This window comes from Microbacterium sp. 22195 (assembly GCF_052056515.1).
Taxonomy (GTDB): Bacteria; Actinomycetota; Actinomycetes; order Actinomycetales; family Microbacteriaceae; genus Microbacterium.
In genome coordinates this window covers 1-24,776 of sequence record NZ_JBQEPE010000003.1, presented here as the reverse complement: position 1 = coordinate 24,776, position 24,776 = coordinate 1, and the positions used below count along the sequence as shown (strand labels likewise).

Below are 24,776 nucleotides of genomic sequence, written 5' to 3'. Positions count from 1 at the left end.
GCAGCCGCGCAGTTCTGCGCAACTCCGCAGAGATCAGCGCCCCGCGTGCGGAGTTGTGCAGATCTGCGGAGTTGCGCGACGGCGAGGCCGAGCGGATGCTGCGCTCAGACGCTCTCGATGTGCGCCACCAGAGCGGCGCAGAACTCCTGCGGGCGCTCCAGGTGGGGGGAGTGGCCGACGCCCTCCCAGTTCAGCTCTGTGACCCGCCCGCCGTCCGCCGCGTATGCGTCGAGCACGTCGCGGGTCTGCGAGACCATCTCCTGCGCCGGCGCGATGTCGGCGCCGGGCCACCCGGGGATGATCCCCAGCGCGCCGAGATGGTTCAGGTCGAAGAACGAGGCGTCGGAGACGATGGCATCCGCCGTGCCGTGCACCCACAGCACCGGCGGCTTCTCATCGAGGTCGACGATTCCGGAGGTGTTGAAGTACTGGGGAGCCATCGTGTTCAGCACGCCATGCGCGCCCGCCGCGAAGCCGGGCCAGTTCTCGCTCGCGACCGCGTCGCCGGGGTAGTTGCCCGTCGCCGTCGAGGTACTGAGCATGGATGCCACCCAGATGTCCTCATGCGGTGACGAGTACCCTGCCGACACGTAGCTGGAACGGAACACACTGCGCGGCGACGTCTGCGCGTCGGCGGTGGTGTCGTCGTCCTGCAGGCGCTGCACGAAGTCGGGGTTGGCGCCCCCGCCACCGCATCCGGCGTCGTCGTCGGTCAGCCGTGAGCCGTCGCGGCGGGTGCCGCCGAAGCCGTAGGGCGAAACCGGCGCCTGCAGCGTGAGGCTCTCCACGCGGTGGTCGAGCGCGTACTGCATGACGACGCCGCCGCCCATCGACCAGCCCACCAGGTGCGCCGAGACGATGCCGAGCTCGGACAGCAGCTCGGCGATGTCGTCGCTGTAGTCGCGCAGGCCGCGGGTGGCGTCCACGGGCTGCGAACCGCTGCCGCCGAATCCGCGCAGGTCGACCGCGATCACGCGCAGATCGGCGGGGAGCATCAGCATGATCTCCTGCCAGAAGAGAGCCGAGGACACGTTGCCGTGCACGAGCACCACGGTGCGACGCGGGGGAGCGGAGTCATCGTCGCCGACGCGCTCGAGGATCTGGGTGGCGAGGCGCGGCGTGCTGACGACGCGGGCGGCGATGCCGTCGAAGAGGGTGCTGTCGGAGGCGCTCATCGCCGCTCCTTCGTGCCGTGACGCGGCATCTGCGCCGCGTGCTGGCATGACTCTAACCCGTGCGGATCAGAATGTGAACAGCCTTTCAGGTTTCAGCGGTCGAGGCTGGCGAACCGCTCGATGTCGCTGTTCGTGCCCGAGACGATGATGAGGTCGTGGTTGGTCACCACGGTGTTCGCCTCGGCGTACCGGAACGGCTTGCCCGGGCTCTTCACGCCGACCACGGTCACCTTGTACTTCGTGCGCACGCCGGACTCGTTCAGGCCGACGCCGCGGATGAACTTGGGCGGGTACATCTTGGCCAGCACGAAGTCGTCGTCGAAGCGGATGAAGTCCAGCATCCGGCCGCTCACCAGGTGCGCGACGCGCTCGCCGGCCTCGCGCTCGGGGTAGATGACGTGGTTGGCGCCGACGCGCGCGAGGATCTTGCCGTGCGACTGGGAGACGGCCTTCGCCCAGATCTGCGGCACCTTCAGGTCGACGAGGTTGGCGGTGATCAGCACGGATGCCTCGATCAGCGAGCCGACGGCCACGACCGCGACCTGGAAGTCCTGCGCGCCGATCTGCCGGAGCGCGTCGATGTTGCGGGCATCCGCCTGCACCGTGTGGGTGACGCGCTCGGACCACTTCTGCACCAGGCCGAGGTCCTCGTCGATCGCCATCACCTCGCGGTCGAGGCGATCGAGCTCCCCGGCGCAGGCGGCGCCGAAGCGCCCGAGTCCGATCACGAGCACCGGCGCGTCGCCGCGAACCATCTCAACCAACGATCGGCCTTTCCACGGGCAGCGAGTAGAGCTGCGAACGGGACGTCGCGGCGACCGCCGCGGCGAGAGTCACTGTACCAACACGCCCCATGAAGATGGTCGCCGCGAGGATGTAGGAGCCGGCGTCCGGAAGAGCCTCGGTGACGCCGGAGGAGAGGCCGACCGTGCCGAACGCGGAGATCACGTCGAAGAGCACGTCGATCACCGGCAGCTTGGTGAGCTGCGTGATCGCGACGGTCGAGATCGCCACGATCGTCGCCCCCCAGGCCACGACCGACAGACCGACCCGCTGCACGTCGGAGGGGATGCGCCGTCCGAAGGCCTCGACGGACTGCCGGCCCTTCGCCTCCGACCACACGGCGATCGCGAGCACCGCGAGCGTGGTCACCTTGATGCCGCCGGCCGTCGACGCCGATCCGCCGCCGACGAACATCAGCATGCAGGCCACGAGCATCGACGAGCCGTTCAGATCCGACATGTCGATCGCGTTGAAGCCGCCCGAGCGGGTCATGGCGGACAGGAAGAACGCATGCACGGTGGTGTCGGCCGCATCCATCGATCCGAAGGTGCGCGGGTTGTCGTACTCCAGAAGCAGGAAGACCGCCGCCCCCGCGAAGAACAGCAGCACGGTGGTGACGAGCGTGAGCTTGGAGTGCAGCGACCAGCGCTTGAAGTGCCAGGTGTGCTTGGCGAGCGTGTAGATGACCGGGAACCCGATGCTGCCCAGGAACACGCCCGCCATCAGCAGCACCAGCACCAGGTAGTCGTCGTTGAACGCCAGCACGCCGCCGGCGTTCGGTGCGAAGCCGGTGTTGGTGAACGACATGGCGGCGAAGTAGGGAGCCTCCCACAGCGCGGAGACGGGGTCGACGCCCGCCATCACGATCGCCGGGTAGAGCAGGACCGCCAAGCCCACTTCGATGATCAGGGCGGAGAGCGCGACGGTGGTCAGCAGTTGGCCGACCTCGCCGAGGCGCACGGTCTGGCTCTCGTTGACCGGGCCTCCGTGCGCTCGCAGCGGGTTGGTGTCACCGGCGGCCATGAGCTTGGCGCTCAGGCCCAGCCTCTTGGAGATCACCATGCCCATCAGCGACGCCAGGGTCAGCACGCCCAGGCCGCCGATGTTCACGCCGATGAAGATGACGACCTGGCCGAAGGGAGACCAGTAGGTGCTCATGTCGACCGTGGTCAGGCCGGTCACGCAGATCGTCGAGACCGCGGTGAACAGCGCGTCGCTGAGCGGAGTGACGTGCCCGTCGGCGGAGGAGATCGGCAGGGAGAGGAGACCGGTGAACAGCAGGATCAGCGCCGCGAAGATCACGATGGCGAAGCGCGAGGGCGACGAGGTGATGAGGTGCTTCACCATCCGCGCGGCATCCCCCACGGACCGTCGCGGAGAGGATGCCGTCATCATGCCCGACATCGAGCCCCCTCCTGCTGCGCGCACGACGCCGTTCGCCGGGCTTCCGACATGGTACTCCGTGGGCTCGCATGGTACTCCGTGCCCGCGCCGACTACCCTGATGGCATGACGGACATCTTCGACGTGATCGCGGACGGCACGAGGCGTGACATCCTCCAGCTCCTGCTGAGCCGCTCCACGGACAGCGATGCCGGCACGAGCGTCACCGAGATCGTCAGCGAGCTCGGCGTCAGCCAGCCCACCGTCAGCAAGCACCTCAAGGTGCTGCGCGAGTCCGACCTGGTCACGGTCCGGGAGGATGGACAGCGCCGCTTCTACAGCCTGTCCGTCGCCCCTCTCGAGGCCGTCGACGACTGGCTGGTGCCGTTCCTCGTCGACGCCTACGGCGATCAGGCGCCCGACATCGACTTCCCGATCGCGCCACTGCCGGACGGCGCGGCGCACGCAGCCGAGGTGGTGGGTCGCGCCGCGGCGTCGGCGAAGCACGTCGTGGCGTCCGCGTTCAAGCGACTCGGCAGCTGATCGGCTAGCGCGCCCGCCGCCGCCCGAAGAGCCACGCGCCCCAGAGCGCCGCGGCCGCGATGATGAGCGCGCACCACCCGGTCGCCCACAGGGGCTGCGCGCCGAGGTCGGTGCCCATCAGCAGGCCGCGGATCGTCTCGATGACGGGCGTGACGGGCTGGTACGTGGCGATCCACTGCAGCCAGGACGGCATCGTGTCGATCGGGACGAAGGCACTGGAGAGGTACGGCAGGAACATGAGGATGAAGCCGTAGCCGCTCGCCGCCTCCGGGCTGCCGGCGGCGAGGCCGATCGCCGCGTAGAGATAGGTGATCGCGAGGATGTACAGCGCGATCACGGCCCCGGCCGCTGCCCACTCCGCGAGATTCGCGGTGGGGTGGAAGCCCAGCAGCAGTGCGACGCCGATCACGACGGCGGTGGCGACGAGGTTGCGCACCAGACTCGCGATCACGTGGCCGGTCAGCACGGCTCCGGCTCGCAGCGGCATGGTACGGAAGCGATCGATGATGCCGGTCGTCATGTCGCGCGAGACGTAGGTCGCCGTCGTCCCGGCTCCGAATCCGGCGCAGAGCAGGATGATGCCGGGGACGACGTAGTCGACGTAGTCGCCTTCGGTCTGCATCGCGCCGCCGAACACGAAGGTGAAGAGCAGCATGAGGGTGACCGGCAGCATGATCGACATGCTCAGCGTCTCGCCGTCGCGCAAGGACTGCGTCAGGCTGCGGCGCACGAAGACCCGTTCGGCTGCGAACCCGCGGATGCGGGGGCGCGGAGCGGAGAGGGCGGGGGAGGGGGTCATGGTGGTCATGCGATCTCCTGGGTGATGCGGGCGTCGTCGCGGGACGCGCCGGTGAGGCTGAGGAACACGTCGTCCAGAGTCGGCCGGCGCAGCGTGACGGAGGCCGCGGCATCCGGGCCGCCGAGCTGATCGAGGACTCTCCGGAGTCCGTCGACACTGCCGTCGGTCGGGAACTCGCCGAGCTGCGCACCGTCGCGGTCGTGGAGCACGACGGTGTCGGTGCCGACGAGCGCCTTCAACTCCGCCGGGGTGCCGGTCTCGACGATCCGGCCGCCGTCGAGGATGGCGATGCGGTCGGCGAGCAGATCGGCCTCCTCGAGGTATTGCGTGGTGAGGAACACGGTGGTGCCGGCGTCCGCGAGGGTGCGGATCACCTCCCAGAGGTCGAGCCGGCTGCGCGGATCGACGCCGGTGGTGGGCTCGTCCAGGAAGAGCACCTGGGGGACGACGACGAAGCTCAGTGCCAGGTCGAGGCGGCGGCGCATGCCGCCGGAGAAGGTCTTCACCCGCTTCGACGCGGCGTCAGTCAGTGAGAAGCGCGCGAGAAGCTCGTCGGCCCTGATCCGCGCGGAGCGCGGTGACAGGCCGGAGAGCCGTCCGAGCATGACGAGGTTCTCCTGCGCGGTGAGCATGTCGTCGACAGCCGCGCTCTGACCGGTGAGCGCGATGCGCCGGCGCACCTCGACGGCAGCGGATGCCACGTCTTGGCCGGCCACGCGGACGGTGCCCGCCGTCGCGGCGAGCAGCGTGGTGAGCACGGAGATCGCCGTGGTCTTGCCGGCCCCATTGGGGCCGAGCAGGGCGAACACCTCGCCCGGGGCGACCTCGAGATCGAGGCCGTCGAGCACGGTGTGCGTGCCGTACGAGACGCGCAGGCCGCGGACGTCGATGGCGGGGTTCATCTCGGCTTCCTTTCTGTGTATGGCTGAAACTGTGTATGACCGTAACATACCGTTTACGACGTACACAACCATAGGATTGCGGGTATGGCCGACCTCGAACCTGAAGAGCTGCCGCGCGGCATCGCCCTCGCCTGGGGGGTCGCCGCGAATCCGCAGCGGGGACCCAAGCGCGAGATGAGCGTGGAGCGCATCGTCGATGCCGCGGTCGAGCTCGCCGACGCGGACGGCATCGGCGCGGTGTCGATGGCGGCGGTGGCGGCGAAGCTCGGGTTCACGCCGATGTCGCTGTACCGCTACGTCAGCGCGAAGGACGACCTGCTGCTGCTCATGGAGGAGCAGGCGATCGGCCTCCCGCCCGAGGAGGTCCGCGAGCAGGACGGCTGGCGGGCGCGGCTGCGCGCGTACTTCGAGGCCCAGGTGCATATCTATCTGCGGCATCCGTGGGTGCTGTCGCTGCCGATCACGGGATCGCCGATCACTCCCAACAGCTCGGCGTGGCTGGACTCCGCGCTGGACGCCCTCGGTGAGACGCCGCTGAGTCCGTCGGAGCGTCTGGCCGTCGCGCTCGCATGCACAGGGCAGGCGCGCTGGTACGGCACGGTGCTCGCCGGCTACACCGAGCAGGCTCGCACGAGCGGGCTGTCGGCCGATGAGATCACGGCTCGCGAGGCCGCGCTCTTCGACCGCGTGATCACCGAAGCCGAGTTCCCCGCCCTCCGTGTGGCCATCGAATCCGGAGTGTTCCTGGAGGACGGCGATCCGTTCCGGTTCTCGTTCGAACGCTACCTCGAGGGAGTGGAGGGGTACATCGCCGGCCTCGACCGCGGCGATCGGCATGCGGATGCCGCTCCGTGGCTGCGTGATGACAGTGCGGAACTGCTCGCGGACAAGCGCGTCCGTGCGGCGGCCAAGAGCGTCCGGGAGGCGGAGAAGGCGCTGCGCGTCGCACGGAAGGAAGAGCGCCAGATCCGGCGCGATGCGGCTGCCAGGATCGCGGCGCGCACGGAACGGTGACGGCGCGCCGTCGTCGTCCCACTGATCACACCCGCCACAGCTGTTTACAGCCGTCGCACGTACCCCATATGCTGTGCTTCAGCAGAAAGGGGTACGGGGGATGCCCGATGTCCAAGACGTTCGATTCCTGACGGTGGCCGAGGTCGCCGGGCTCATGCGCGTGTCCAAGATGACCGTGTACCGGCTCGTCCACTCGGGCGAACTGCCCGCGATCCGCTTCGGCCGCAGCTACCGGGTGCCGGAGTCCGCTGTCGCCGAGGCCCTGCAGCGGCCGATCGCCGACGACGGGCCCATCGCCGACGTAGGATGATCAGAGCGCGATTCGGGCTGACGCCGACCGTTTGCTAGAATCGTCCGAGGCATTTTCCGTGCCCGTACCCGGGTGCCCGCCTTCGTGGCATCCAGCCCCTGACTTAGTGAGGTTTCCGTGGGTTCAGTCATCAAGAAGCGCCGCAAGCGCATGGCGAAGAAGAAGCACCGCAAGCTGCTTCGCAAGACTCGCCACCAGCGCCGCAACAAGAAGTAAGCGGCACGACACCGAGCGCCTGTCTCCGGACGGGCGCTTCGTGTTTTCCGGGCGATAATGGATGCCATGAAGTCGATCGACATCGCACAGCTCGCCGCCCGTGAGGGAGTGCCCCTCATCGATGTGCGGGAGCGCGACGAGTACGCGGCCGGCCACGTGCCCGGCGCCGTCAACCTGCCTCTGTCCGAGCTCGGAGAGCGCCTCGAGGAGCTTCCCGGCGAGGCGTTCGACGTGATCTGCCAGGCCGGCGGCCGCTCGGCCCGGGCCGTGCAGGCCCTCGAGGCCCGCGGCTACGACGCCACCAACGTGGAAGGCGGCACGGGGGCGTGGATCGCCGAAGGGCGACCGGTCGAGCAGTGACGACCCTCACGCTGATCGGCAAGCCGGACTGCCATCTCTGCGAGGTCGCGAGCGAAGTCGTCGACGCGGTCGTCGCGGAGCTTCCGGATGCTGCGGCCGAGCAGATCGAGATCGTGGAGCGGTCCATCAACGACGACCCGGCGCTGTACGAGCGCTGGTGGGAGAAGATCCCGGTGGTGCTGATCGACGGTGAGCTGCACGCGCACTGGCGCGTCTCGCCGGAGCGCCTCAAGGACGCACTCGAGGAGGCGATCGGATGATCCGTCACGTGGTGAGCTGGAAGCTGGCCGAGCCGGATGCCGCGCTGCGCGGCGAGCAGGCGGCCGAGGTCGCCCGGCGGCTGAACGCGCTGATGGGAGTCGTCCCCGAGCTGCGCGCGGTGAGCGCGGGCGCGAACGTCGCGCATCCGGATGTCAACTGGGACGTGACCCTGGTCGCCGACGTCGAATCGCTCGACGCGCTGGAGGCCTACCAGGTGCATCCGGCGCACAAGGAGGCCGGTGCGTACATCAAGTCCGTCGTCGCGTCTCGGGTCGCCGTCGACTTCGAGTTCTGATCAGCAGAACTCATCAGAGTTGACGACATCTGACCATACTGCCTTGCAGAAATGCGCACGGTCGCAACCCAACCGTGATCCCCGTGGCGTTCGAACATTCCACGATGCGGTAGGGGTCGTGTCAAGATGAATGCCATACCCGTCCTCGGGCGCAAGCCCCGTCACACAGGAGTGACCATGAACCGTCGTCCCCTCATCACCGGCATCGCGATCGCGGCTGCCGCCGTCATCGCGCTGAGCGGCTGCGCCAGCAACCCGGGATCCGGCGGTGGCGGTGCAGGCGACAAGGCGCCGTCGGGCCCCGACTACGGACTGGTCACGGCCGGCACGCTGTCGGTCTGCTCGGACATCCCCTACCCGCCGTTCGAGTTCGAGGGCGGTGACAACGGCACCGGGTACACCGGGTTCGACATCGACCTGCTCGGCGCGGTCGCCAAGAAGCTGGACCTCAAGCTCAACGTCCAGGACGTCGGCTTCGACGCCCTGCAGTCCGGCACCACGCTGGCCGCCGGCACCTGCGACGTCGGCGCCTCGGCGATGACGATCACCGACGCCCGCAAGAAGAACCTCGACTTCTCCGACCCGTACTACGACTCGCTGCAGTCGCTGCTGGTCAAGACCGACTCCGGCATCAAGAGCATCGACGACCTGAAGGGCAAGACGGTCGGCGTGCAGCAGGGCACCACCGGCGAGAACTACGCCAAGGAGCACGCGAAGGGCGCCGAGCTGCTGCAGATGGGCTCGGACGGCGACCTGTGGCCGGCCATGCAGGCCGGACAGCTGGACGCCATCCTGCAGGACCAGCCGGTGAACCTCGAGCACGAGAAGGCCGACAAGAGCTACAAGATCGTCGAGACGTACAACACGGACGAGCAGTACGGCTTCGCCTTCGAGAAGGGCAAGAAGACCGCGCTCCTCGAGGCCGTCAACAAGGCTCTGAAGGAGCTGAAGGACAGCGGCGACTACCAGAAGATCTACGACGAGTACTTCACGGCGAAGTGACCCTCGGACCGACCGAATCGGAAGGAATCCGACTATGGCGCTGAGGCGCTCGCAGAAGCAGAAGCTGTACCGCTACATCGTCTACGCCGTGCTGATCGCACTCGTGGTCTGGGTCGCCCTCACCGCGAACTGGGCGCGGCTGGTGCCGCTCTTCCTCAACCCCGAGGTCGCGCTGAAGATGCTCCCCAGCATCATCACGGTCGGCCTGGTGAACACCCTGTGGTTCACCGCCGTGGCGTTCATCGCCGGCCTCATCCTCGGCGTCATCCTGGCGCTGATGAAGATGTCGGTGATCGGCCCGTTCCGGTGGATCGCGACGGTGTACGTGGAGCTGTTCCGCGGACTGCCGGCCATCCTCACGATCTTCACGATCGCGTTCATCCTGCCGATCGCGGCCGGAGTGCCGGGCAAGGACCTGGGCGGTCCCGTGGTGCTCGGTCTGATCGGTCTGATCCTGGTCGCCGCGGCCTACATGGCCGAGACCATCCGCGCCGGCCTGCAGGCGGTGCCGAAGGGGCAGACCGAGGCGGCGCGCTCGCTGGGCATGTCGCCCATGGCGACGACGTTCTGGATCGTGATCCCGCAGGGCTTCCGGATCATCATCCCGCCGCTGACCAACGAGTTCGTGCTGCTGCTGAAGGACACTTCGCTGCTGTTCGTGGCGGGCACGTTCATCTGGTCGAAGGAGCTGACGACGTTCGCACGCGACGCCAGCACGCAGAACGCGAACGGCACGCCCCTGATCATGGCGGCACTGCTGTACCTGATCGTGACGATTCCGCTCACGCGCTTCACCGCGTGGCTGGAGCGGCGGATGGCGAGGGAGAGATGAGCACGGATCTGATCGATGTCCACGCCCCGGCGATCGACATCCAGGGACTGGTCAAGAGCTACGGCGACAACGAGGTGCTCAAGGGCATCGACCTGACGGTTCTCGCCGGCGAGGTCGTCTGCATCATCGGCCCCTCGGGATCGGGCAAGTCGACGCTGCTGCGCTCGGTGAACCTGCTCGAGCAGCCCACCGGCGGCCACATCCTCATCGAGGGGATCGACGTCACCGACGAGGACACCGACCTCGACCGGGTGCGTCAGCGCATCGGCATGGTGTTCCAGAGCTTCAACCTCTTCCCGCACATGACGGTGCTGGGCAACCTCACGATCGCCCAGCGACGCGTGAAGAAGCGCGGCAAGGCCGAGGCCGAGCGCATCGCGCGGGAGATGCTGGGGCGGGTCGGTCTCGCCGAGAAGGCGGATGCCTACCCGAGCCACCTCTCCGGCGGTCAGCAGCAGCGCGTGGCGATCGCCCGTGCGCTCTGCATGAACCCCGACATGATGCTCTTCGACGAGCCCACCTCGGCGCTCGACCCCGAGCTCGTGGGCGAGGTGCTCCAGGTGATGCGCAGCCTCGCCGACGAGGGCATGACGATGATGGTCGTCACGCACGAGATGGGCTTCGCCCGTGAGGTCGGCTCCCGGCTGATCTTCATGGACGGCGGGCACATTCTCGAGCAGGGAGACCCGCGTGAGGTGCTGGCCAACCCGCAGCATCCTCGCACGCAGGACTTCCTGTCGCGCGTGCTCTGAAGATCCGCGATGCTACGGCGTCGGGGTCGGCTCCGGTGACGGGGTCGACCCCGACGTCGTTCCCGTCACCGGCGCCGGCTCGGAGCCTGTCGCCGGGTCGGTGACTTCGTCGAGCTCGAAGTAGGGGACATCGTCCCAGGGATCAAAGATCCCGGTGGAGACCCACTTGCTCTCGTCCGTGCTGGGTCCGGTGTATCCGTCGTCGCAGGTTGAGAAGCTCAGGGCATAGAAACCGGTGGTCAGGAATCGGATACGTCGCGTGACCGTTCCGTCGGCGCTCAACGGCAGTGTGGCCGTCTGCCCGACATCGGATGAGACGCAGGCAGTGCCCGAAGCGGGACCGGTGAGCGTGAACACCAGCCCGGTGGTGCTGGCCGAGTCGAGATCCATCAGGACATCGCCTTCGAAGCCGGACACGGTGACGCTCGTGATGGTGAACGGCAGGCTCGCCGCAGGGGAGGATGTGCCAGCCCGCACCGTCCACACCTCGGCCGTGTAGTCGCCAGCCGGGAGGGATAGCGCCCGCGCGTCGAAGGCCCACGACCCGTCCGGCGCGGGTGCCACGGTGTACACCGCGTCGTCGACGCGGACGGCCACGGTCGAGTCCGCCGGGGCGGTGCCGGACATGATCGGCGCCATGTACGTCGACGCCGGCGCTGAAGTGGTGACTACGGGAGCCGACGGGGGTGTGCCGGTTCCGGGGGTGGTTCCGCCTCCCGCGGGCGGGAGGACGCTGCCGGGTGCGGCGGGGGTCGGGGCTGGCCGGGTCGGCAGGCCGGTGATGGGGCCGCTCGGCACCCAGAAGTCGATCGGAGCGGGTTCTTCAGGTAAGGAGACCCCGGGCAGGGTCGGCTGCACGGGGCCCGGTGCAGGCACTGCCGAGGGGAGGACCGGGATCTGGATCGGTGCCGCCGCCACCGGCGAGGGGAGCACTGCCTCGATGGCCTGCGCGCCACCCGGGAACGAAAAGGGGAGCGGGATGAATCCCGTGCCGAGGCCGATCATCAGCGCGCCGACGGCGGCTGCGGCCGAGCCGAGCACGGTCAGACCGACTCCGGCCGCCACGCTGACGCTGGCCGGCGCGGCCCAGACTGCTGTCGCGCTCGGAAGGATCACGCCCAGGGCCGCGAGACCGCTGATCGATGCGGCTGCACCGCGTCCGTTGCCGTAGGCAAGTCTGAGGTCGGTCTCCGCGCGGCGGCACTGATCGCATACGGCGAGATGCTTGTCGACCAGCGGATCGCGGCTCTTTCCCGTCACCACCCTGGCCGGCAGCGCTGCCGCGACATGCTGCGCATCCTCGCGCAGCGCCTTCGGAAGCTGCTGCGCCAGCCACTGCTCGCGCAACCCGCCGCGCGCTCGTCGCTGAAGGGCCGAAACCGCGTTCGCGCCGATGCCGAACTCGGCGGCGATCGTGGGACGGGCAGCCTCCTCGACCTCGGACAGCCAGAGCACGCGCTGCCAGCGCGCCGGAAGCGCCCGGAACGCGTCGAGCAGCTGGGCGTCGTCGTGCTCGCGCTCGACCCGGTCGTAGCCGTTCTCTTCGACAGTGGCGTCGACCTCGGGATCGGACAGGAACGGTCGTCCTTCGCGGTACCAGCGTGCTGCGATATTGCGCATGACGGTGAACAGGTAGGCGCGGAACGACGTTTGCGGACCTTTCCCGTCGACGAGAACCTGTCGATAAACGGCGAGAAAGGCCTCCGAGACGAGGTCGTCCTGTTCGGCCGGCGCGATCCGCGAGGCCGCGCGCCGCGCCGCGCCGACGTGGCGCAACCAGAGCTCCTCGTAGGCGTTCGAGTCACCGGCGCGGAGCCGATCGAGCAACTGGCCGTCGGTCAGGTCGGCCTGCGGGATGGGCGCGATCAAGCGCGCATCGTCGTGAGAAGAAGCATCCACGATGGCTCTTTCCATGCACGGACGGCAGCACCGTCGGTGAGAATGACGGGGCGTCGGGGGAGATCGCCTGCCGCACTGAGCAGGATATACGAACTCAGCGCGGCTGTTTCCGGCGAAGTGACGTCCGCGTGGGCAGGTGACCTCTCTCAGGGGTCAGTGGCGAGGTAATGACGAATCTCCGCTCGTCCGCGTCACTTAGCCGCGCATCTCGACACTCATCTCCGGGGATCGATGACTGCGAGGGGACATCGATCCGATGGATCAGAGAAGAAGGGGATCTGGGATGCATGCGAGACCGCATTCTCGGAAGCTGCGGCGCGCCGCTGTGGTCGAACCGCACGTGATGCAGAGAACTCGCACCGTCGAGGTGCTGGAACGGCAGGGTGGGCTTGAGGTCGTCCACGCGAGCGACTCGATCACAGCCCTGATGACTTGGATGCGCGGGCAGGACAGGTCGAACTGGCCCCATCTGCTCGTGGTGGACCTGCTTCCCGTGCAGCCTGGTGACCGCGACGTCGCGGCTGTCGGGGCGCTTCGGGAAGCCGGCATGCGTGTGCTGCTCTTATCGGGCCTGTCGCCGCGCCGAGCGGCTCAGCGAGTGGCGGATGCCGGAGTGGACGGCATCGTCTCCAAGACCGACACCGAGCAGGCATTCCTGGAGTGCGTCGCGGCGGCGCTCGTCGGCGAACCGGCCGTGAGCGCCACCGCGAGAGCGGCGATCTCCCGATCCGAGGATGCTCCCGTGCTGTCCCCGCAGGAGGCGAAGGTCCTGGCGCTGTACGCCGACGGCAGCCCCATCGCGGCGGTCGCCGAGCAGATCGGGGTCCGTCCAGACACGGCGAGGAAGTACCTGGCACGGATCAAGCAGAAGTATGCGTCCCTCGGGCGGCCTGCGAGCACGAAACTCGACCTGGCGCGCCTCGCGTCCGAGGACGGTCTCATCGGCTGAACGGAAGAGGCCCCCGACCGGTCGCGGTCGGGGGCCTCTTCGCGTCTGTGGGCGTCAGTTCTCGACTTCGACGACCTCGGAGTCGGCGTTGCGGCGCACCGAGTCGATGCCGTTGAGGGCGCCGGACTTCGACGCGTAGCCCTGCCCGGTCGCGATGACCTCGCCGTTGCCGGCCTTCAGGCGGAACCGCCAGTCGCCGCCCTTGTCCTGGTAGAGCTCGAACTTGCCTGCCATGAGATTTCCTCTCCCTACGGGTAAGGGCGTCGTCGCCCCGGCACAAAGCTAGCCCGATCTGGACACGGCCGGGAAGAGGGAATCCGCCGCGCGATCGGATCCACGGCTCGCGCATAGACGTCTCAAGGGCGACGCGAAGCCGCTCGGATCTAGCATTGGCGAGCACGGCATCCGACCGTGCGGAACGGGGGAGGCGGATGCTCGCCTGGCTGCTCGGTCTGGACATCATCGCCGGCCCCGCCCCGTGGGTGCTGTGGGGGATCACCGCGGCGCTCATCGTCGTGCTGCTCGTGCGCCGTTACACAGGACGACGGGCGCTGCGGGCGCTGCTGGCCGCGGTCATCGGCGGTCTTCTCGGACTCGCGCTCAGCTGGACGCTCGATGCGATCGACGCCTTCGGCACTCCGCTGCCGGACCCGGTCAAGTGGTGGGCCGCCGGATGCTTCGCGTCCGTCGGCCTCGGCATCGTCAGCCTCTGGGACTCCAGGGCGCCGCGCAAGATCGTCGCGGTCCTGACAATCGTCGCCTCGCTGCTCTCGGGCACGATCGGCATCAACGCCGCATTCGGGCTGGACCGCAACCTGGGCGACCTGCTGGAGATCTCCACGCTCCAGCCCGTGGGCGAGCTCCCGAAGCCCGTGCACACCGCCGCTGACGCGCCGCTGTACACCACCTGGCACGCACCGGCAGGCATGCCCGCGCACGGCGAGGTGCGGCAGCTCTCCGGTGCCTCGCGCATCCCGTCGACCGCCGGTTTCGTGCCGCGCGACGCCGCGATCTACCTTCCGCCGGCGGCGCTGGTCTCCGACCCTCCTGTTCTTCCGGTCATGGTGCAGATGATGGGCCTGCCGGGCAGCCCCACCCCGACCGCGATCCAGACCGCGGTCGATGCGTTCGCCGCGAAGCACGACGGCCTCGGCCCGATCGTGATCGTCGCCGATCAGCTCGGCTCGTCCCGGCAGAACCCCGGATGCGCGGACTCGAAGGCCTTCGGCGGTGTGAACACGTACTTCAACGTCGACATCCCGGAGTGGATCCGCACCCACCTGCGCGTCCCCGCAGCCCCGGCTGACTGGACGATCAGCGGGTACTCCAACGGCGGCGCGTGCTCGTTCCTGTACGGCGCGCAGCATCCGGAGATCTGGGGATCGCTCGCGAGCCAGTCCGGCGAGGAGTGGCCCGGCTGGGAGCGACCCGCGCCGGTGCTGAGCAAGGTCTTCGGCGGCAGCAGGGCCGCCTTCGACGCCAACAAGCCCGAGAACGTGCTGGCGGCGCATCCCGGCGCGTATCAGGGGCGGGTGGCGGTGTTCACGGCCGGCGCGGTCGACCATATCTACGGCCCGCCCGCGCGGCATGCCGCCGACCTGGCCCGGGCCGCCGGCTTCACCACGACGTTCTCCTCCATCGCGGGTGCAGGTCACGTGGGGCCGGCGCTGTCGGTCGGCCTGGACGAGACGCTGCGGGTGCTGGCGCCGGTCTGGGGACTCGCACCGTGAGCGGGCGATGGAGCGCTCAGGGTGATGCACCCAGCGCGACGCACATGAGGGGCAGAGCGTTCAACGCGCTGCGCGCTCATCCCGTGACGGCTGGATTCTCCGTGCTCATCGTGCTGACGGGGCTGGCATTCGGCACGCTGCGGGGCGCTCACCCGTTCCGTCTCTCGGTGAGCCCTGCGGGACTCGCGGAAGGACGATGGTGGACGCCCCTGACCGCCCTGCTCGTGCCGGACTCGGTGATCGAGCTGGTGCTGACGCTGGCGCTCGCGATCATCGGCCTGGGATATGCGGAGCGGCTTCTGGGCTCGCTGCGCAGCGCAGTCGCGTTCGTCGTGACCGGCGTGCTCGGGATGCTGGCGGGTGCCGGCGTGCAGGCGCTCTCCACCGCGGAGGGCGCGGCCTGGGCTCGCATATCCGGGCCGGTGCTCGACCCCGCGGTCGGCGTCGTGGGCGCGACCATGGTGGCGAGTGCACTCGCTCCGGTGTTGTGGCGGCGCCGCATCCGGCTTCTCGGCTTCTCGGCGCTGATCATGTTCACGCTGTACAGCGGCGATGTGGACAGCGTGTACCGACTGTGCGCGGCGACCGTCGGACTCGTGCTCGGCGCCGCACTCGCGCGCGGGCGGACGCGCACGCCGTGGCACCGCAGCTCGTACGGCGAGGTGCGCACCCTGGTCGCGGCGATCGTCGCGGTCACCGGCATAGGACCGCTCGTCGTGCTGCTCACCGGGCGCGGGATCGGTCCGCTGTCCCCGCTCGTGCAGGGCCTGCGCGGCGCCGGAGTCGACGCGCTGCTGGCTCGCTGCGGCGACGATCTCACCGACCGCTGCACGGTGGGACTGGTCGGGGGCTTCGGCCCGCTGCTGATGAGCCTGATCCCCCTGGTCCTGACCGTCGTGGCCGCGGTCGGACTGCGCGCCGGGCGCCGAGCCGCGCTGCTGCTCGCCTTGGCGGTGAACCTCGTGCTCGCAGCGCTGACCGCGGTCAGCATCGGCAGCGACGATCTGCGGCATCCCGCCGAGCTCACAGCGATCGACCGCGCGTTCCCCGGCTTCGCCGTCGTCGCGATCCTCGTCCCCCTGGCCGTCTGCGCGCTGCTGATCGTCACGCGCCGGCGCTTCGCCGTGCGCGCAGAGCACGGGGCCGGCATCCGGCTCGCCGTGGTCGCGCTGCTGGCCGCCGGTGTGCTCGGCATCGCCGACATCGTGCTGCTCGTCTCGTCCGATGTCGATCTGGGCGTCGCCGCCCTCGACGCACTGCGCCGGTTCCTGCCGGCAGGCTTCACCCACGCGCACATCGCGGAGCGGATCGGCGGGGTCGGCAACGTCGCTCGGCAGGTGATCGGCCCGTTGTTCTGGGGCGTGTTCACGGCGGCGATGCTGCGCCTGCTGCGTGCGCCGGCCGCCGGTGCGGGGAACGTCGACGACGAGAACTACCGGGCGCTGCTGCGTGTGCACAGCGGCACCCTGGGGTTCCTCGGCACCTGGGACGGCAACGGGCACTGGATCACTCCGGACGGACGCGGCGGGATCGCGTACCGGCTGGTGTCGGGGTTCGCCATCAGCGTCGGCGACCCGGTCGGGGCGGATCCGGATGCCGTGGTGCGCGGCTTCGCGGACTTCTGCGACAGGCAGGGCTGGTCGCCCGTGCTGTACAGCGTGCACGACCGCACCCTGCAGACCGCACGGTCGCTGGGCTGGCGGCATATGCCCGTCGCGGAGGAGACCGTCGTCCCGCTGGACCGCTTCTCGCTCGACGGCAAGGCCTGGGCGAAGGTGCGCCAGCCGTACCGGCGGGCGGACCGCGACGGCCTGCATGCGGAATGGACCCGATGGGTCGACCTGACACCGGGGATGTCGGCGCAGCTGGATGCCCTGAGCGAGCAGTGGATCGCGGAGAAGGCGCTGCCCGAGATGGGTTTCACGCTCGGCGGGATCGACGAGCTGAAGGACCCCGAGACCTCGCTCATGATCGCCATCGGCCCGCAGGGCGAGCTGCAGGCCGTGACGAGCTGGCTTCCGGTCCACGACGGCGGCGAGCTGATCGGCTGGACGCTGGACTTCATGAGACGTGCCGACGGCTCCATGCCCGGCGTCATGGAGTTCCTGCTGGCCTCCGCCGCCCTGCGGATGAAGGCAGACGGGCTGGCGTTCATGAGCCTGTCCGGTGCGCCGCTCGCGCAGACGGCGGACCCGGATGCCGCAGAGGGGGAGTCGCAGGCCATGCTCGGGCTGCTGACCTGGCTGGGTGGCGTGCTGGAGCCCGCGTACGGGTTCCGGTCGCTGCTGAGCTTCAAGGCCAAGTTCCACCCCGATCGCCATGCGCTGCACATGGCCTATCCGGATCCTGCTCAGCTGCCCGCGATCGGGATGGCGCTGGGCCGGGCGTACCTGCCGCACGTCACCACGGCGGAGTACGTCGCCCTCGCCAGAACGCTGCGCGCGTAGGCGCAGGTCGGCTGAGCGAGCCACCACGCAAGCGCCGAGCCACCACGGGGAGCACTGCGATCAGCGTGGTGGCTCGCGGTGCGGGTCAGGCCCGTGGACGCGCGGCGACCGGCTCGGCCAGCAGCGCGATGCCCACCGCGTCGCCGAAGGACGGACGGATCCCGGGGGAGTGCTGCACGGTGACCCGCTCGCCGGCCTCGGTGCGCACCACCGTGCGGCGCATGCTGCCCAGGAACGTCGACTCCTCCACGGTGCCGCGCACCGAGGCATCCGCTCCCTCGGCGAACACGACGTTCTCCGGACGGAGGTACACGTCGACCGGCCCCGTGGCCGGGGTCTGCAACGGGAGCGTCTGTCCCCAGACCTCGACGTTCGCCCCGTCGGCGGTGCCGCCGACCACGCTGGAGAGCCCCACGAAGGCGGCGACGGATGCCGTGGCGGGAGCGCCGTAGAGCTCCTCGGGCGAGCCGATCTGCTCGATCCGTCCGGCGCTCATCACCGCGATGCGGTCGGAGACGGCAAGTGCCTCCTCCTGATCGTGCGTGACGAAGACCGTGGTGATGCCGAGGCGCAGCTGGATGCGGCGGATCTCGTCGCGCAGCTGCACGCGCACCTTGGCGTCCAGCGCCGACAGCGGCTCGTCCAGCAGCAGCACCTTCGGCTCGGTGACCAGGGCGCGGGCGAGCGCCACGCGCTGCTGCTGGCCGCCGGAGAGCTGGTGCGGGAACTTGTCGGCGTGCTCCTCGAGCCCGACCAGCGCCAGCGCGTCGAGGGCGCGCTTGGCGGCATCCGCCTTGCCGACCCCGCGACGACGCAGCCCGAAGGCGGTGTTCTCGACGACCCGCAGGTGCGGGAACAGGGAGTACGACTGGAACACCATGCCGATGTCGCGCTTGTTGGTGGGAATCCGCGAGACGTCCTTGCCGCCCAGCATCACGGCGCCGGAGTCCGAGCCCTCGAGACCGGCGAGCACCCGCAGCAGCGTGGTCTTGCCGCAGCCGGAGGGACCGAGCAGCGAGACGAACTCGCCGGGGGCGATGTCGAGGTCCACGCCGTGCAGCACCGTGTTGCCGCTGTAACTCTTGACGATGCCCTGCAGCTGCACGGCGGTGCCCTCGCCGGCGTCGGCGAGCAGCGCGTTGTCCTGGGTGCGGGGGAGCGGAGCGGTCATGAGCGGGCCTTTCGGTGGCCGCGCGCGGCGCGGCCGATGATGAGCAGCAGGACGAAGACGAGCAGCAGCGCCAGCAGCGTGAAGATGGCGGGCAGGTAGGGGTCCTGGTTGCGGACGACGACCATCGCGGTCTGGAAGACCTGACGGTTCAGCAGCGAGGCGATGGTGAACTCGCCCAGCACAACGGCCACTGAGATCAGTGATGCGGCGAGCAGACCCTGACGCAGGTTGGGGGCGAGCACCTTGATCACGACCGTGGGCCAGCCGGCGCCGAGCGTGCGGGCGGCCTCGGAGAGCGTGCGCAGATCGGCCGCGTCGATGGACGCCTGGATCGCGCGGTATGCGAAGGGCAGCACCGTGATGCCGTACGCGAAGGCCAGCGTCCAGGTGCCGGTGCCCAGCGTCCGGGCGATCTGCAGGTAGATCGGCGACAGGCCGACGACCAGCACGATCGCCGGGATCGAGATGGGCAGCAGGGCGAGGAACTCGAACACCGGGCGCAGCCTCGGGAACCGCAGGTGCACCAGGATCATGGTCGGAGCCACCAGCACCAGCACGATGAGCACCGTGACGACGGCCAGCACGAGCGAGTTCCCCAGGCCCGTCCAGATCGGCTGCAGGGCGCTCGCGAACGCGGGGTCGATCAGCTTGTGCCAGTTGACCAGTGACATCCCGCCCTTGGGATCGTGCAGGGTGTAGAGGAACGTCGAGATCAGCGGGATGGCGAAGAAGGCGCCGACCAGGATGCCGATGATCCAGCGGGTCAGACGGGACGGGGCGAGCGAGTTCATGCCTGCCACCTCGCAGCCCGGCGCTGGATGAGGGAGTACAGGGCCATCACGACTCCGACGACGATGATCATGCCGAGCGCAAGGGCGCCGGCCAGGTTCTCGCGGCCGAGCACGGTCTCGCTGGTCAGTGCCGCGCGGATCTGCAGTGGCACGATCTGCGAGCCCTGGCTGATCAGCGCGGCCGCCGTGGCGTACGACGAGAAGGCGTTGGCGAACAGCAGCAGCAGGCTGGCCAAGAAGGACGGCGCGAGCACCGGGAAGCCGATGTGCAGCCAGAAGCTGCCGCGCGTGCCGCCGAGGGTGGCGTTGGCCTCGGCCCACTGCGGCTTCAGCGCGGCGAGGGCGGGCATGAACGTGATCACCATCAGCGGGACCTGGAAGTAGATGTAGGGCAGCAGCAGGCCGGGCACCTCGTAGATCCAGGTTCCGCCGGCGAAGATGTTCACCCCGAAGGAGTCCTTCAGCAGCGTGGTGATGATCCCCTGCACGCCGATGGTCGCGATGAACGCGAAGGCGAGCATGACGCCTCCGAACTGCGCGAGAACGCCCGCGGCGGCATCCACCGACTGGCGCACCGCGCCCTCGGGGTTCATGCCCAGCAGCGCGTAGCAGACCAGTGCCCCCACGACCGCGCCCACGATCGCGGTGAGCAGCGACACCCAGGTCGAGCTCGCGAAGGTGCTGAGCACGGCCGGGTCGCCGAGCGCGGAGAGGTTGTTCCAGGTGAAGGCGCCGGTCTTCGTGAACAGCCCCGAGGCGAGCGCGAGCACGGTCGGCAGGGCCAGGAACAGCAGCACATAGGCCGCGAACGGGGTCAGGCCGAGCCATGCCCATGACGTGGAGCGTCGGGACCCCGCACCGCGCGCGGTCCCGACGGGGACGGGGGCGGATGCCGTGGCATCCCCCCCCGGGGTGACGGCGGTCGTCACTGGATCGCCGCCGCCCACTTCTCGCCGAGCAGCGTGCCCGCGTCGGTGCTCTGCTTCTCGGTCGGGACGACGGTCTTCTCGGGTGCCTTCGGCAGCGCGGAGGCGAGCTTCTCGTCGATGGTGCCGGCCTTGGTCATGGCCTCCATGCGTGCGGGACGGGCACCACCGGCGAGGTACAGGTTCTGGCCCTCGTCGCTGTACAGGAACTCCTGCCACAGGCGTGCGGCAGCCGGGTGCGTGGCGTCCTTGTTGATGGCCTGGTTGTAGTAGCCGGCGTAGCCGGTGCCGGGAAGCACCGTCACCTTCCAGCCCTTGACGTCCTTGGAGTAGGCGGTGTTCAGGTAGTCCCAGTCGAACACGACCGGGGTCTCCCCGCTGGCGACCGTCGCGGGCGTCGGGTCGACCTTGAGGAAGTTGCCGGCCTTCTGCAGCTCGGCGAAGTAGTCGATGCCGGGCTGGAAGTCGTCCAGCGTGCCGTCGGACTGCACCGTGGCGAGGCCGATCGCCGCGAAGGCGGCACCGGCCTGGGTCGGGTCTCCGTTGATCGCGACGGAGCCCTTGAAGTCGGCGCCCTTCAGATCATCGAGGCTCTTGGGCTCGGGGAACTTCGAGGAGTCGTAGCCGATCGACATGTACCCGCCGTAGTCGCCGACGAACAGACCAGTGGGCTCCTTCAGCTCTGCGGGGATGTCGTCCCAGGTCTGCACCTTGTAGGGCGCGAACACGTCGGTGCTGGACAGTGCGACCGCGAGGCCCAGGTCGAAGACGTCGGGCGCGGTGTCGAGGCCCTTGTTGGTCTTCGCCGCGGTGATCTCGTCGGCGCTGGACACATCGGGCGACTGCTCGTTGATGGTGATCTCAGGGTACTTCTTCTTGAAGGCGTCCAGGATCGCGCCGTAGTTCGCCCAGTCGTGCGGGAGCGCGATGACGTTCAGCTGACCCTCCTTCTTGGCGGCGGCCTCGAGGTCTGCGAACGAGCCGAAGTCCTTCACGGACGTCGCGGTCGCGGACTTGGGGGCGTCGCCGCCGTCGGAGCCGCCCGGCGTGCTGCCGCCGGAGCAGGAGGTGAGCAGCAGTGCCGCGGTGGCGGCCAGTGCGATGCCGGCGCCCAGGCGCGTGCGGCGGGTGATGATTGCCATGTTTTCCTCTCGGAGTTCCGGCGAAGCCGGTTCGGGACGGCTGGACGCTACGCGTCCCCGGTTACCCCGCAGGGGGACGCCGGTTAACGGGAGGTTATCGGGAGGTGGCACCCGGTGTCGACGGTGACGCGACTGCGTATTTGAAGCCCCGGTGCGAGCCGACGAAGCCGAGGCGCTCGTAGAAGCGATGCGCGTTGACTCGGGCGGCATCCGAGGTCAGCTGCACGAGGGCCGCATCAAGCGCCGGCGCCGCAGCATCCGTCACCCAGCGCATCAGGGCCGAGCCCAGTCCCGCAGAGCGCAGATCGCTGCGCACCCGCACCGCCTCCACCAGCAGACGCAGCGCACCCCGTCGTGCCATGCCGGGGATGAGGGTGAGCTGGAACGTGCCGACGATGCTGCCGTCGATCTCCGCGACCAGGAGGTCGTTCTCGGGGCTGGCCAGGATCGCGCGCAGCCCGTCGGTGTAGAGCCCGCGATCCTCCGGCTTGGCCTGATCGCCTCGTGCCGCGCTGACCGGATCATCCGCGAGCAGGGCGATGATCGCGTCGGCATCCGCCTCGGTCGCACGGCGCAGCACGGCGTCGCCGGTGCGGAAGGACAGTGGATGCGGCAGGGCGAGGGCGTCGAGCATGGGATCAGTCTGTCATCGGGGCCTTCCCGTCGCGGAGTCCGTCGCGATCGTCGACAGCGCCGATGGTTATGCGGGTGAGCGAATCCGACCTGCGACGGGGGTCAGCGGCAGCAGCGCGAGAGGCGGCTGCGTCTCAGCGGGTTCGTCGGCGAATCCGCTGAATCATGCGGCGGAACGCGTGACCCACGATGGGGGCGGGCCCCTTGGGGCGAAGTTGCAGCCGTGCGTAGCTTTGTCAGCGCTGGGGACTTTTGCGCTGTCGCGTCACTTCTCGCATGGTGACGACACTCATCTGGGGAGGGCCGCGAATGCGCTCTGCTCGATCACTGGGGAGATTTCGAAGATGGAACAGTTGAACACTGGGGTTGGGGCGAAGGGCGGCGTGCCGCGGCGCACCATCGTCAAGGGTGCTGCTTGGTCGGTGCCGGTCATCGCGGCGGCGATGGCGGTGCCGATGGCATCCGCATCCGGAGAGGGGATCTCCGGAACGTCGCCGGTCCCGTCGGGCGTGTGCTCGGCGGTCGGCGACTTCACGGTCTCCGTGACGACCAACGGATCCGCCACAGCAGGAGCACTCGTGTCGGTGACGCTGCCGAGCGGGCTCTCGTGGGCAGGCGGGGCGAGCAACCCGAAGACCTTCATCACCGACGCCAGCGGCGCGGCGACCATCACCGGCGTGGTCGGTCCGTCCAAGCCCGGGACCTACGTGGTCGTGGCGTCCGTCGGGTCCGGAGCGACGCTGGTGAGCACCACCATTCCGGTGTTCGTGCAGGGCACCTGGATCGTGACGGGCCCCGGCACCACCGGCGCTCCGCTGCATGCCGTCTACACGAACCCGACCGACACTGGAAACCTCGGGACCGCCACCTGCTTCGCGTACTGCATCGAGCACAACGTCAAGGGACCCAACGGCAAGGTCGGGTACATCGGCGCGGTGGGATCCTTCCTCGGAAGCAACAACTTCAGCAACGGGGTCACGACGTCGTACAACGGCACCAGCGCCACTCTCACCGCCGCACAGGTGCAAGCCAAGGTGGAATGGGTCATGCGGCACAGCTACCCGAGCATCTCGATGGAAGCGGTCGTGGCAGCGGCTGGCCAGACCGGCCAGGGGCTGACGTTGAACGACGTCATCGAGGCCACGCAGTACGCCATCTGGAGCTACACCGACCTCACCTACATCGCGGACAACTGGCCCTTCGCGGACTACTACGACACGGTGGCCGTCGGGATGCCGCCGAGCCCCAGGTACCTCGCGGCCAAGGCGCTCTTCAACTACCTGGCGGCGGGTTCCTGGAACGACACGGCGACCGCGCCCAGCAACTGCCTGAAGGTGCTGTCGTCGGCGAGTGCCACCTGCACGACGCCCACCGGCGCGAACCACATGCAGTCGCTCGCGATGGTCTGCGACTGCGCCTGAGGAACAGCGCTGTGGGGTGAGGTCGAAGCCGCTCACCCCGCAGCGCGGTCGTGCCGCGCCTCGGACGCGTGCGGCATCTGGCATCCTGAATCCTGATGGACATCGGAGCGCTCCTCGGACTCGAACAGCTGACCTGGGGCATGCTCGTGCTCGTCGTCATCGCGGCGTTCGGTGCCGGATGGATCGACGCGGTGGTCGGCGGCGGCGGTCTGCTGCAGCTGCCGGCACTGCTGCTGATCCCGGGCATCCTGCCGGTGCAGGCGCTGGCGACCAACAAGCTCGCGAGCCTCGCGGGCACCACCACCAGCGCTGTCACCTACTACCGCCGGGCGAAACCCGACCTGCGCACGGCGGTGCCGATGGCGCTGATCGCGCTCGCCGGATCGTTCGGCGGAGCAGCCGTGGCGATCGTGCTCCCGGCATCCGCCTTCAAGCCGATCATCGTCGTCGCCCTGCTGGCGGTGGCGATCTTCACGGCATTCCGGCCCGAGATGGGCGCGGCGACGAGTCTGCGCTTCCCGGGGCATCGGCATCACATCGCCGCCGGCGCAACGGGACTCCTGATCGGGTTCTACGACGGGCTGATCGGGCCGGGCACCGGCACGTTCCTGGTGATCACGCTCGTGGCGCTGATGGGCTACGACTTCCTGCAGTCCAGTGCCAAGGCGAAGATCGTGAACTTCGCCACCAACCTCGGTGCGCTGCTGCTGTTCATCCCGCACGGCGCCGTGCTGTGGCTGTTCGGCGCGATCCTCGCGGCGGCGAACGTCGGCGGAAGCTACCTCGGCTCGCGGATGGCGATCGCGCGCGGCTCTACATTCATCCGCGTCGTGTTCCTGGCCGTCGTCGTGCTGCTGATCGGCAAGCTGGGCGTGGACGTCTGGAACGAGAACATCGCGCCTGCCCTCGCATCCTGAGTCCGCCACGCACCTCCCACCCCGTCGCCGAGACCCCCAGTTCGCGCCGAGACCCCTACGTACAGATGAGGCGGTTTCAAGGGGTCGTCGCAACACCGAAACGAACTAGGCAAGTTCTAGCAGG

Annotated in this window: 27 protein-coding genes; 15 read left to right on the top strand and 12 right to left on the bottom strand. The window is 69.0% G+C overall.

Annotation, left to right across the window (positions count from 1 at the left end; genetic code table 11):
• Positions 1-104 precede the first annotated feature (104 nt).
• From ACTJJ4_RS10635 to ACTJJ4_RS10625, 3 genes are all read right to left on the bottom strand, one after another.
• Positions 105-1,175: an alpha/beta hydrolase gene (locus ACTJJ4_RS10635; protein ID WP_440943285.1), complete on the bottom strand. Its 1,071-nt coding sequence runs from the start codon at positions 1,173-1,175 to the stop codon at positions 105-107.
• A gap of 92 nt (positions 1,176-1,267) precedes the next feature.
• On the bottom strand, positions 1,268-1,930 hold the full coding sequence (locus tag ACTJJ4_RS10630) for a potassium channel family protein (protein ID WP_425561590.1): 663 nt from the start codon (positions 1,928-1,930) through the stop codon (positions 1,268-1,270).
• Position 1,931: 1 nt separating this feature from the next.
• Entirely contained in the window at positions 1,932-3,353 is a 1,422-nt protein-coding gene (locus ACTJJ4_RS10625) for a TrkH family potassium uptake protein (protein ID WP_440943643.1), read from the bottom strand.
• Positions 3,354-3,466: 113 nt separating this feature from the next.
• On the opposite strand from ACTJJ4_RS10625, the gene ACTJJ4_RS10620 reads away from it, so the two are divergent.
• Positions 3,467-3,883 carry an ArsR/SmtB family transcription factor gene (locus ACTJJ4_RS10620; protein WP_292699487.1) on the top strand — a complete coding sequence of 139 codons (417 nt, stop codon included), beginning with the start codon at positions 3,467-3,469 and terminating at the stop codon, positions 3,881-3,883.
• A 4-nt stretch (positions 3,884-3,887) separates the two neighbouring features.
• On the opposite strand, the gene ACTJJ4_RS10615 is transcribed toward ACTJJ4_RS10620, so the two are convergent.
• Positions 3,888-4,691 carry an ABC transporter permease gene (locus tag ACTJJ4_RS10615; RefSeq protein ID WP_440943284.1) on the bottom strand — a complete coding sequence of 268 codons (804 nt, stop codon included), beginning with the start codon at positions 4,689-4,691 and terminating at the stop codon, positions 3,888-3,890.
• On the bottom strand, positions 4,688-5,584 hold the full coding sequence (locus ACTJJ4_RS10610; protein WP_440943283.1) for an ATP-binding cassette domain-containing protein: 897 nt from the start codon (positions 5,582-5,584) through the stop codon (positions 4,688-4,690). The genes ACTJJ4_RS10615 and ACTJJ4_RS10610 overlap by 4 nt, the downstream gene beginning before the upstream one ends.
• An 84-nt stretch (positions 5,585-5,668) precedes the next feature.
• Between ACTJJ4_RS10610 and ACTJJ4_RS10605 the strand changes: the two genes are divergently transcribed.
• From ACTJJ4_RS10605 to ACTJJ4_RS10565, 9 genes are all read left to right on the top strand, one after another.
• Positions 5,669-6,598 carry a TetR family transcriptional regulator gene (locus ACTJJ4_RS10605; protein WP_440943282.1) on the top strand — a complete coding sequence of 310 codons (930 nt, stop codon included), beginning with the start codon at positions 5,669-5,671 and terminating at the stop codon, positions 6,596-6,598.
• A 100-nt stretch (positions 6,599-6,698) separates the two neighbouring features.
• Entirely contained in the window at positions 6,699-6,908 is a 210-nt protein-coding gene (locus tag ACTJJ4_RS10600; protein ID WP_440943281.1) for a helix-turn-helix domain-containing protein, read from the top strand.
• Between the two features lie 117 nt (positions 6,909-7,025).
• The gene (locus ACTJJ4_RS10595; RefSeq protein WP_003792170.1) at positions 7,026-7,124 is read left to right on the top strand and encodes a 30S ribosomal protein bS22; all 99 of its coding nucleotides are present in this window, start codon (positions 7,026-7,028) and stop codon (positions 7,122-7,124) included.
• A 66-nt stretch (positions 7,125-7,190) separates the two neighbouring features.
• Positions 7,191-7,484 carry a rhodanese-like domain-containing protein gene (locus tag ACTJJ4_RS10590; protein WP_285635101.1) on the top strand — a complete coding sequence of 98 codons (294 nt, stop codon included), beginning with the start codon at positions 7,191-7,193 and terminating at the stop codon, positions 7,482-7,484.
• Positions 7,481-7,744, top strand: a complete 264-nt coding sequence (locus ACTJJ4_RS10585; RefSeq protein WP_440943280.1) for a glutaredoxin family protein — start codon at positions 7,481-7,483, stop codon at positions 7,742-7,744. Before ACTJJ4_RS10590 ends, ACTJJ4_RS10585 begins: the two co-directional genes overlap by 4 nt.
• The gene (locus ACTJJ4_RS10580; RefSeq protein ID WP_440943279.1) at positions 7,741-8,040 is read left to right on the top strand and encodes a Dabb family protein; all 300 of its coding nucleotides are present in this window, start codon (positions 7,741-7,743) and stop codon (positions 8,038-8,040) included. Before ACTJJ4_RS10585 ends, ACTJJ4_RS10580 begins: the two co-directional genes overlap by 4 nt.
• Positions 8,041-8,217: 177 nt before the next feature.
• Positions 8,218-9,042: a basic amino acid ABC transporter substrate-binding protein gene (locus ACTJJ4_RS10575; protein WP_440943278.1), complete on the top strand. Its 825-nt coding sequence runs from the start codon at positions 8,218-8,220 to the stop codon at positions 9,040-9,042.
• 34 nt (positions 9,043-9,076) lie between these two features.
• Positions 9,077-9,874, top strand: coding sequence for an amino acid ABC transporter permease (locus tag ACTJJ4_RS10570; protein ID WP_440943277.1), 798 nt, complete (start codon positions 9,077-9,079; stop codon positions 9,872-9,874).
• Positions 9,871-10,626, top strand: coding sequence for an amino acid ABC transporter ATP-binding protein (locus ACTJJ4_RS10565; protein WP_440943276.1), 756 nt, complete (start codon positions 9,871-9,873; stop codon positions 10,624-10,626). The genes ACTJJ4_RS10570 and ACTJJ4_RS10565 overlap by 4 nt, the downstream gene beginning before the upstream one ends.
• Positions 10,627-10,638: 12 nt before the next feature.
• Here the strand turns inward: ACTJJ4_RS10565 and ACTJJ4_RS10560 are convergent, their stop codons facing one another.
• A complete protein-coding gene (locus ACTJJ4_RS10560; RefSeq protein ID WP_440943275.1) occupies positions 10,639-12,495 on the bottom strand; it encodes a sigma-70 family RNA polymerase sigma factor in 1,857 nt (618 codons plus the stop codon).
• Between the two features lie 373 nt (positions 12,496-12,868).
• On the opposite strand from ACTJJ4_RS10560, the gene ACTJJ4_RS10555 reads away from it, so the two are divergent.
• Positions 12,869-13,474, top strand: a complete 606-nt coding sequence (locus ACTJJ4_RS10555; protein WP_440943274.1) for a hypothetical protein — start codon at positions 12,869-12,871, stop codon at positions 13,472-13,474.
• 54 nt (positions 13,475-13,528) lie between these two features.
• Here the strand turns inward: ACTJJ4_RS10555 and ACTJJ4_RS10550 are convergent, their stop codons facing one another.
• Positions 13,529-13,708, bottom strand: a complete 180-nt coding sequence (locus ACTJJ4_RS10550) for a YegP family protein (protein WP_440943273.1) — start codon at positions 13,706-13,708, stop codon at positions 13,529-13,531.
• Positions 13,709-13,863: 155 nt separating this feature from the next.
• Here ACTJJ4_RS10550 and ACTJJ4_RS10545 point away from each other — a divergent pair, with 155 nt between their 5' ends.
• Together ACTJJ4_RS10545 and ACTJJ4_RS10540 are read left to right on the top strand one after the other, a co-directional pair.
• Positions 13,864-15,204: an alpha/beta hydrolase gene (locus ACTJJ4_RS10545; RefSeq protein ID WP_440943272.1), complete on the top strand. Its 1,341-nt coding sequence runs from the start codon at positions 13,864-13,866 to the stop codon at positions 15,202-15,204.
• A 44-nt stretch (positions 15,205-15,248) separates the two neighbouring features.
• Positions 15,249-17,651 carry a phosphatidylglycerol lysyltransferase domain-containing protein gene (locus tag ACTJJ4_RS10540; RefSeq protein WP_440943271.1) on the top strand — a complete coding sequence of 801 codons (2,403 nt, stop codon included), beginning with the start codon at positions 15,249-15,251 and terminating at the stop codon, positions 17,649-17,651.
• An 85-nt stretch (positions 17,652-17,736) separates the two neighbouring features.
• On the opposite strand, the gene ACTJJ4_RS10535 is transcribed toward ACTJJ4_RS10540, so the two are convergent.
• The 5 genes from ACTJJ4_RS10535 to ACTJJ4_RS10515 all read right to left on the bottom strand — a co-directional run bounded on the left by ACTJJ4_RS10535 (position 17,737) and on the right by ACTJJ4_RS10515 (position 22,315).
• On the bottom strand, positions 17,737-18,822 hold the full coding sequence (locus ACTJJ4_RS10535; RefSeq protein WP_440943270.1) for an ABC transporter ATP-binding protein: 1,086 nt from the start codon (positions 18,820-18,822) through the stop codon (positions 17,737-17,739).
• Positions 18,819-19,613 carry an ABC transporter permease gene (locus ACTJJ4_RS10530; protein ID WP_440943269.1) on the bottom strand — a complete coding sequence of 265 codons (795 nt, stop codon included), beginning with the start codon at positions 19,611-19,613 and terminating at the stop codon, positions 18,819-18,821. The genes ACTJJ4_RS10535 and ACTJJ4_RS10530 overlap by 4 nt, the downstream gene beginning before the upstream one ends.
• The gene (locus tag ACTJJ4_RS10525) at positions 19,610-20,542 is read right to left on the bottom strand and encodes an ABC transporter permease (RefSeq protein WP_440943268.1); all 933 of its coding nucleotides are present in this window, start codon (positions 20,540-20,542) and stop codon (positions 19,610-19,612) included. The genes ACTJJ4_RS10530 and ACTJJ4_RS10525 overlap by 4 nt, the downstream gene beginning before the upstream one ends.
• The gene (locus ACTJJ4_RS10520; RefSeq protein ID WP_440943267.1) at positions 20,539-21,681 is read right to left on the bottom strand and encodes an ABC transporter substrate-binding protein; all 1,143 of its coding nucleotides are present in this window, start codon (positions 21,679-21,681) and stop codon (positions 20,539-20,541) included. The genes ACTJJ4_RS10525 and ACTJJ4_RS10520 overlap by 4 nt, the downstream gene beginning before the upstream one ends.
• Before the next feature lie 94 nt (positions 21,682-21,775).
• The gene (locus ACTJJ4_RS10515) at positions 21,776-22,315 is read right to left on the bottom strand and encodes a GNAT family N-acetyltransferase (RefSeq protein ID WP_440943266.1); all 540 of its coding nucleotides are present in this window, start codon (positions 22,313-22,315) and stop codon (positions 21,776-21,778) included.
• Positions 22,316-22,667: 352 nt separating this feature from the next.
• Here ACTJJ4_RS10515 and ACTJJ4_RS10510 point away from each other — a divergent pair, with 352 nt between their 5' ends.
• On the top strand, positions 22,668-23,735 hold the full coding sequence (locus ACTJJ4_RS10510; protein WP_440943265.1) for a thioester domain-containing protein: 1,068 nt from the start codon (positions 22,668-22,670) through the stop codon (positions 23,733-23,735).
• A 95-nt stretch (positions 23,736-23,830) separates the two neighbouring features.
• The gene (locus ACTJJ4_RS10505) at positions 23,831-24,652 is read left to right on the top strand and encodes a sulfite exporter TauE/SafE family protein (protein WP_440943264.1); all 822 of its coding nucleotides are present in this window, start codon (positions 23,831-23,833) and stop codon (positions 24,650-24,652) included.
• Positions 24,653-24,776 lie beyond the last annotated feature (124 nt).